Origin of the sequence: Brevundimonas sp. P7753, from assembly GCF_013386595.1 — a bacterium.
Taxonomy (GTDB): Bacteria; Pseudomonadota; Alphaproteobacteria; order Caulobacterales; family Caulobacteraceae; genus Brevundimonas; species Brevundimonas bullata.
Genome location: NZ_JACARP010000097.1, coordinates 1 through 1486, shown reverse-complemented (window position 1 = coordinate 1486; position 1486 = coordinate 1). Strand labels below are relative to the sequence as shown.

General features: G+C 62.5%; 2 protein-coding genes. Both read right to left on the bottom strand.

Annotated elements, in window-relative coordinates; genetic code table 11:
- On the bottom strand, positions 1-949 hold a 949-nt coding region (locus HX774_RS16305; RefSeq protein WP_218650476.1), incomplete at its 3' end, for a hypothetical protein.
- Positions 950-1181: 232 nt separating this feature from the next.
- Positions 1182-1486: helix-turn-helix transcriptional regulator (locus HX774_RS16300; protein ID WP_178828499.1), on the bottom strand; the 305-nt coding region annotated here is incomplete at its 5' end.

The window sequence follows — 1486 nt, the reverse complement described above, 5'->3', positions numbered from 1 at the left end:
CCCCCGGCGCATTGGTGGGCGAGGTCGAAACGACATTATTGCTGATCGTCACATTGTACGGCGAAGAGGCCGTGCCGATCGTCCCGCCGCTGGCCCCTGCACCACCGGCGGTCGCCGGAACAAAGATTGCGCCGGTGCGGCCATTGGAACCGTTCTTGCCCGCACGGATCAGCGAAAAGCGGTTCAGGTCGCCACTGCCCGACACGATGTCCGTGGAGTGCTCGTCGACGCCGCCGCCGAGGCTTTCAAAGACGGTGACGGTACCGGCGACTACTTCAGGGACAGCCGTCTCGCCGCTGCCCGAGGCAGGCGTGCCATAGACCACCCCGGTAATGGCCTTGCCGCTTCCATCGGTCGGGAAGCCATTGGCCCAAGTCACAGCCGTCGCCGTGCCACCACCCGAAACCGTGTAGCGCAGGACGGTGCTGCGAACTTCGGTCTGGCCGCCGTTGGCGTCATACGTGACGCTGACTACGGCCTGACTGCCCACAGCAGGCGGCGTGTAGACGAAATACTGGTTATCGGCGCTGTCCTTGGCGACGAAGCCGGTCGCGACAATCTCGACCACCTCCATCCGGGTGCTCGTGGTCGGGTCGATGACGATGTCCCCAACCGATGCTGCAGCCGCAAACACGGGCAGCGCCGCGACGGCTCCGCCCGCCAGGGCCGCAAAGGCCTTGGCCAGCGCTTTCAACGACAAGGTCGCGCGCGGACGTGAAGAGGCGGCCACCACGTCCCTGGTTTCCATCAGGGCTACAAGTCGCTCGAGACTGGCCTTCAATCGTGCGGCGCCCTGGGTTTTCAGGCGCGAAATATCGGTCAGGACCGCTTGCGCCTCGACACGAACCAGATCTCGCGCCGCCAGATCGGCAGCCCTTACATCCAGATCGCCCACAACCCGATCAACCAGAGCGGCGATCCGTTGCATCTCGCGCGACGTCATTTTCATTTTTCAGCCTCTCGCATGCAGCCCGCATGCTTCCCCGAACAGCGTTCACCATACATAGGCATGGCGCACGACAAAATCGCCTCTACCGGCGAACCGCCTGCTAAGGCTCGAGGTCAGCTGGAACAACACGAAGCCGGCCGGCCCGTGACGTTTATTTTCAGGTTTTTTCCTGTCGTCTCAGATAGTTTTCCGTGCGTCTCTTGCGTCTTGTTTTGACACCTCGGACCCAGGTTCAGCGCATCGCCGCCAGCCACCGGCTCCAGTCGCTTTCGGAGCCCAGATCGTTAATGCGACGGGCGCGTCCGCGTGACATCTGCCGGAAATCGCGCGGCGACATATCGAACAGGTCTTTGAACGCCGTGCTGAAGGCCGAAGCATTGGAAAAGCCCCAGCGCTCGGCCACTTCGGCAATCGACAAATGGACCTGTGACGGATCGCCTAAATCATCGCGGCAACGATGCAGCCGGCGCTGGCGCAGATAGTTCACGAAGCCGCCGTAACGCGACATCATGCGATAGAGGGTCGCCCTGGATATGC